Annotated in this window: 4 protein-coding genes; 2 read left to right on the top strand and 2 right to left on the bottom strand. The window is 75.5% G+C overall.

Annotation, left to right across the window (positions count from 1 at the left end):
* Window positions 1-319: 319 nt before the first annotated feature.
* Both FOE67_RS12920 and FOE67_RS12915 read right to left on the bottom strand, forming a co-directional pair.
* Window positions 320-2446 (bottom strand): SpoIIE family protein phosphatase, encoded by a 2127-nt coding sequence (locus tag FOE67_RS12920; protein ID WP_323384855.1) that lies wholly within the window; start codon window positions 2444-2446, stop codon window positions 320-322.
* Between the two features lie 324 nt (window positions 2447-2770).
* On the bottom strand, window positions 2771-4141 hold the full coding sequence (locus FOE67_RS12915; protein WP_438874211.1) for an MBL fold metallo-hydrolase: 1371 nt from the start codon (window positions 4139-4141) through the stop codon (window positions 2771-2773).
* Window positions 4142-4495: 354 nt separating this feature from the next.
* Here FOE67_RS12915 and FOE67_RS12910 point away from each other — a divergent pair, with 354 nt between their 5' ends.
* The gene (locus tag FOE67_RS12910; protein WP_182663742.1) at window positions 4496-4939 is read left to right on the top strand and encodes a carboxymuconolactone decarboxylase family protein; all 444 of its coding nucleotides are present in this window, start codon (window positions 4496-4498) and stop codon (window positions 4937-4939) included.
* Between the two features lie 287 nt (window positions 4940-5226).
* Window positions 5227-6369, top strand: a 1143-nt coding sequence (locus FOE67_RS12905) for a transglycosylase family protein (RefSeq protein ID WP_182663740.1), incomplete at its 3' end; no start/stop codon positions are given.

Genomic DNA, 6369 nt, shown 5'->3' with positions numbered 1-6369 from the left:
GGGGACGCGATTCCATGGGGGCCTTTCGACGGGGACGGTCCGGCCCGGCCGGGTGGTCGGGCACCGGTGGTCGGCGGTGGCTCCGGACCCCGACGACGGCCGGGGGCGCGCCCCGACGGGGTCGACCGCCCGGGCGGGTCCGGGACCCGGCCGTTCGGCGCGCGGGGCACCGGCGGTCGGCGGCTCCGTCGCCGCTCCCTCCCCCGGCCTCCGACGCGCGTTCCGTCACGGCCCCGGCAGTATGCCGGAGGGGCCTTCCCACCGGAAGTCGCCCGGTGCCCCGGGGCGAACCGGTGGGGGGCGGCCCGGGGGCCGGTGCTCAGCACGTTCCGCCGGACCCGTCCTCGGGGAGACAGCCGAACTCGCACCACACGAGTTTGCCGTCCCCCCGGGACTCCGTTCCCCAGTCGTCGGCCAGCAGGTCGACCAGCAGCAACCCCCGTCCGGAGATCGCCCCCTCCCTCGCCGCCCGGCGGCGGGGCGGGGCGCTGGAACGATCCTCCACCTCGACCCGCAGCCGGCGGCGGGGCGTGCCGGACCCGAGCACCCGGACCGAGAGCAGGGCCGCGCCGGAGGTGTGCAGCAGGGCGTTGGCGACCAGTTCGCCGGTGACCGTCTCCACCGCGTCGGCGCACTCCGTCCCGGACCCCGCGGACAGCGCCACCTCGCGGGCCGAACGGCGGGCCCGGGAGAGCGCCACGGGGTCACCGACCGGCACCCGCAGACAGGCGGTGCGGGCGGGCGCGGAGGTGGCGTCCGCGTCGCGGTGGAGCACCAGGAGGGCGATGTCGTCGGTGGAGTCACCGCCGCTCTCGCACAGGCGGTCCGCCAGTTCCTCCACGTCGCCGGGGGGCGGGGCGGAGAGCGGCGCGTCCGTCCGGGGAGCGCCGTCCCCCGCGCCCGGGTCGGCGTCCCGGGTCGATGACGGGGCACCCAGGGCGTCGAGCAGGAGTTCGACGCCCTCCTCGGGGTCCACCCCGGGACGCTCCACCAACCCGTCGGTGTACATCAGCAGGCTCTCGCCGGGCCCCAGTTCCAGCGTGACGACGGGATGTTCCGGGCGGGCCAGGTCGGTGGACAGACCCAGCGGCAGCGATCCGGCCACCGAGAGCCGCCGCCAGGTGCCGTCGGCACGACGGACCAGGGGCTGCACGTGGCCGGCCCGCACCATGCGCAGCCAGCCGGTGCCCGGGTCCACGTCGGCGTAGACGCAGGTGGCGAAACGGTCGGTGTCCAGATCGCGCAGGAAGGCGGAGGCGCGCTGCACGACCGCGCCGGGCTCGTGCCCCTCGGCCGCGTAGGCGCGCAGCACGGTCCGCAGCTGGCCCATCACCGCCGCCGCGTGCGTGTCGTGTCCCTGCACGTCCCCCACCACGGCGGCCAGGCGTCCGCCGGGCAGCGGAATGGCGTCGTACCAGTCGCCGCCCACGTCACGGCCGACCCGGGCGGGGCGGTAGCGGGCGGCGACGCGCAGGCCGCGCACGGAGGGGAGCGAACGGGGCAGCATGGTCTTCTGGAGATCCGCCGCCAGCTCGTGGTCCCGTTCGATCAGCATGGCGCTCTGCAGGCTCTGGGCGATGCCCCCCGCGAACACGACCAGGAAGTTCCGTTCCCGGGCGGTGAAGTGTTGCTTCTCCCGGTACAGCAGGCCGATGACCCCGATGACCCGGTCCCGGGCCACGAGCGGCAGGTAGGCGGCGGCGGTCATCGGCATGGAGGCGATGTACGACCACAGTCGGGGGTAGCGGGCGGCGAACTCCTCCCGACCGACGATGAACAGCGGCGCGTGGGTGCGCACGGCCTCGCTCATCGGGAAAGCCTCGTCCACCCGCGTGTAGAGCAGCTCGGGCACCGGACCCGCGCCCTCCCGGCCCTCGGCGACCACGTGGATGCGGCCGGCCTCGACCAGCCCCAGGGTCAGGCCGATCACGCCCAACCGGTCCATCCCGCCGCGAACGCGCAGCAGATCGACCACGTCCCGGACGCTGCGGGCCCGCGCCAGCGCCGCGACCGCCTCCTCGGTGACGCCGACCGCCGTCTCGGGGTCGCGGTCCCACATCTCCGCCGGCTCCGCGTCCGCCCGTCCCGCCTCCGGCGGGTGGAGGGGGGCGGTGCCGGCATCGCGGACGACGCCGATGATCCACCGCACGCGGCCCCGCCGGTCCCGGCGGATCCCGCCCCGGCTGTGGACCCATCGGATGGAGCCGTCGCGACCCCTCAGCCGCAGGTAGGCGCCGTAGCCGCTGCGCCCCCGGCTCACGGCGCGGGCGATGAGTTCCCCCAGGCGCTCCGCGTCCCCCGGCAGGAGTCGCTCCAGCAGGAGGTTCACGTCACCGGTCCATTCGGCCGGGGAGACGTCGAAGACGGCGAGGGCGGCGTTGTCCATGTGCAGCCGCCCGGTGTCGGGGGCGAAGGCGAAGCGACCGGCCCGACCCGGCGAGCGCACGGTGAGGGGTTCGGGGGAGCCCCCCGGCGGCACCCTGGTGGGGGCGGGGCCCCCGGGGTTTCCGGAATTCCGGCCCGTGTCCATACTGCCTCCGACCGGGTGAGCCGAGTACGCGGCGACCGACCCCGGGGCCGGACATCACGCCTCACTGTGCCACTTTTCGGTCGATTCTTCACCCCGCCGCGACCCGCTCCCCCCGCGTCTCCCCCGCACGCCGTCCGTCCGGGCGGTCCCGGGAGGTCGCCCCGGCCGGGACGCGGACACCGCCCGGCCGCGGCCCCGGCGGTGTCCCGGGCCACCCCGGCGGGTGGCCCGGGTCCGCCGTCAGACGGTGCCGGTGGGGGCGCCGGGGCCCCGCCGGTTCCCGACCTCCCCCGCCCCGGGGTCGACCGCGACGGGCTCACCCGCTCCCGGATCGACCGGCACGGCATCGACCGGCACGGCATCGACCCGCACGGCATCGACCCGCACGGCGTTTCGCGGGCCGTCCGGTGCGCGTTCCCGGAGCCCGCGGGTCGCCGTCCCCGCGCGACCGCCGTCCGGGGCACTCGATTCCCCGAGGGCCACGGGGGCGCGCACGCACTCGCGCCACCAGGGGTCGGCCGGGAGGTCACCGAGGGGCATTCCGGGCTCGAAGACCTCGCCCGGCCGGGGAAGCGCCACCGGGATGCCGTGTTCGGCCGCGGCCGTCAGGGTTCGCTCGACCGGCTCCTCCCACGGGTGCGGGGCCAGGTCGAAGGTGCCCCAGTGAATGGGCAGCAGCACGCCGCCGCCCAGGTCCCGGTGGGCCCGCACCCCCTCCTCGGGGGTCATGTGGATGTCGGGCCACAACCGGCTGTAGGCGCCGATCTGGATCATCGAGAGATCGAAGGGGCCGTACAGCTCGCCGATCCGGGCGAACCCGGGGAAGTACCCGGTGTCCCCCGTGTGATGAACACGGTGATCCGGCCCGGCGACGACCCAGGAGGCCCACAGCGACAGCGCGTGGCGACGCAGGCCGCGTCCGCAGCAGTGCTGGGCGGGGGTGGCGGTGAGCTCCACTCCCTTGACGCGCGTCGACTCGTGCCAGTCGAGCTCGTCGATCCGGTCGGCCGGCACACCCCAGTGCTCGAGGTGGGCGCCCACCCCCAGCGGCACGCAGAAGCGGGTGCGGGTGCCGGCGAGCGCACGGATGGTGGGCAGATCGAGGTGGTCGTAGTGGTCGTGGGAGATCACCACCGCGTCGACCGGGCCGAGGTCCCCCAGCGGGAGGGGAACGGGGTGGAGACGGCGCGGACCGGCGAAGCCGACCGGCGAGCAGCGCGTGCCCCAGACGGGGTCGAAGAGCACCCGCAGCCCGTCGATCTCGACCAGCACGGTGGCGTGCCCCATCCAGGTGACCCGCAGGCCGGTCACCGGTGGAAGGGTGAGGTCGGGGCGGCGCAGGGGAACGGGCCGGGCGGGGCGCCGCCGGGCCCTGGCCTCGCGATTGAGGCTCTCCCGCAGCAGCGGGATGTAGTCGGTGACGTCGAGACCGTCGATGGGGCGCTCGTTGCGGAACGCTCCGTCGCGGAAGTTGGGGGAGGAACGCACGCGCTCCAGCCGGGCTCCCTCGGGCCCGACCCCCAGGGAGCGGAATCGCAGGGCGTGCCGGATCCGCCGGGACAATCGGGCGGCGGGAGCCGTGACCTCCCGGGGACGATCGGTGCTGGACAACGGACCTCCAGGTGCCGATGGGTCGGGTGGGACCCGGGAGGGTGCCACCCCGTCGGGAACGGCGATCCCCGACGTCTTTCCTCTTCTTCCTCTGTTGTCCATCCTCACCCGCATCGGGGGAACGCACACGTCATCGATCCGGGCGGCGTGCGCGGGCGCACACCGGGTCGATGGAAGGCGTGTTCCCGGGTAAGGATGCGCTCACCGCACGTTGCGGGACCCGGAGCCGTTCGGGGGGCCCGACCGGGTTCCGCGCCCGAACACCGCTCCGCGCGGGAAGCCCCCGGGGGCCCCGGGGGAACAGGGCCCACGGGGGACCGCGGGCAGGGGACCACAGGGGAGAGGCAGAAGAACATGACCGAGACGGCAGGCACCCGCACCGGCGGGGACGCCGGCGGGTACATCCCGGGGGACGGGGAGCGGCACAAGCGGGGCATGGACAGGATGCGGCAGGTGCTCGGACCGAAAGCGGACACGGTGTTGGGGGACCTCGCCGATGTCGCCCCCGAACTCGGGCGTTTCATAGTGGAGTTCGCCTACGGCGAGGTGCACAGCTCGCCGGGGCTCGACCATCGGCAGCGTTCCCTGGTGGCGATCAGCGTGCTGAGCGGCATAGGCGGCTGCGAGCCGGCCCTGGAACTGCACGTGCACGGAGCGCTGAACGTCGGTCTGGACCCCTCGGAGATCGTCGAGACGGTCATGCAGTGCGCGGTGTACGCGGGTTTCCCCCGGGCGCTGTGCGCGATGGCCGTGGTGCGGCAGGTCTTCGAGGAGCGGGGGGTGCTGCCCCGGGAATGAGCCGTGCGCCGCCGGGCCGGACGATCCGGCCCCCGGGCCCCCTCTTCCCGAACGGGTCGTCACCCGGACGCCCCCCGGGGCGCGTCGGGACCACCGCACCGTGGGGCGTGCGCCCGGGGGCGCTCCGCCCGCGCCTCCGCACGCCCCGGTGTGTCGGCCCGTCGAATACCCTGCGCTCCCTTGTCGGTGCGCTGCGCAGCCCCTAGCCTGGGTGCGCCGCGCAAGCAGGCGGCAGTTCGCGCACCGACACCCCGTCACCGGGGCGTCCGGAACGGGGAGGACCTCGGATGACCACACGAGGACGTCACCGCCGTCACCGACCGAGTCCCGCCGTCCGGGCCTCGTTGACCGTCACCGCCTCCGGGGCGGGCCTGGCCCTGCCGCTGGTCTCGGCGACCGGCGCGCAGGCCGCGCCCCCGGAGGTCTGGGAGAAGGTCGCCGACTGCGAGAGCGACGGCACCTGGGACATCAACACCGGCAACGGGTACTACGGCGGCCTGCAGTTCAAGCAGAGCACCTGGGAGGAGTTCGGCGGCACGGCCCACGCCCCCCGGGCCGATCTCGCCGACCGCGACCAGCAGATCGCCGTCGCCGAGAAGGTGTTGGAGGGACAGGGTCCCGGTGCCTGGCCCGTCTGTTCCACCCGGGCCGGGCTGGTGCGCGGTGCCGCGGCGCCGGCCGTCGCCCCGGGGCCGTCCGCGCCGTCCGCGCCGTCGGAGGCGAAGGTCGGGGCCGGGGACCCCGGCCCGACCGCCGCACCGCGGGAGACCTCCGGAGGGGCCCCGGAGGGAGCGGACGGGACGGTGCGGACCGCCGGCGCGGCCGGGGCGGTCCCGCAGGGCGGGGCGGGGTCCCACGAGGTGGTGCGCGGGGACACCCTGTACCGGATCGCCGGGCAGCACTCCGTCAGGGGTGGCTGGCAGTCGCTGTACGAGATGAACCGTTCGGTCATCGGGAACGACCCGAACCTGATCCTCCCCGGTCAACGACTCGCCCTCCCCACCGGCGGCACCGTCGCGGAGCGGCCCGCCTCCCGGGACGAGCGGCGCGCGGATCCGGCCCCGAAGCAGGCCGAGAAGCCCGCGCCCAAGCCCGCACCCAAGCCCGCCGCGGCGGAGAAGCCGGCGGAGAAGCCCGCCCCCGCGCCCGCCAAGGCCTCGTTCAGCGCCCCGGTCGACGGTGCCACCGGGGCGTCGTACCGCACCCGGGGCAGCGGGTGGTCCCTGGGCTATCACACCGGGGTGGACTTCCCCGTCCCGACCGGCACGACCGTGCGGTCGGTGTCGGCCGGCACGGTGGTCTCCGCCGGGTGGTCGGGCTCCTTCGGGTACGAGGTGATCGTCCGTCACCAGGACGGCAGGTACAGCCAGTACGCCCACCTGTCGGCGATCTCGGTCTCGGCGGGCCAACCGGTGGGGGCGGGGCAGAGG

Origin of the sequence: Streptomyces calidiresistens (assembly GCF_014141525.1) — a bacterium.
GTDB classification, from domain to species: domain Bacteria; phylum Actinomycetota; class Actinomycetes; order Streptomycetales; family Streptomycetaceae; genus Streptomyces; species Streptomyces calidiresistens.
Note: the sequence above shows the minus strand (reverse complement) of the source record. Positions and strands in the feature narration are given on the sequence as shown.

Bases quoted from the DNA above. Each gene is read 5' to 3' on its own strand.
- FOE67_RS12910 (WP_182663742.1), top strand. From the start codon at position 4,496: ATGACCGAGACGGCAGGCACCCGCACCGGCGGGGACGCCGGCGGGTAC.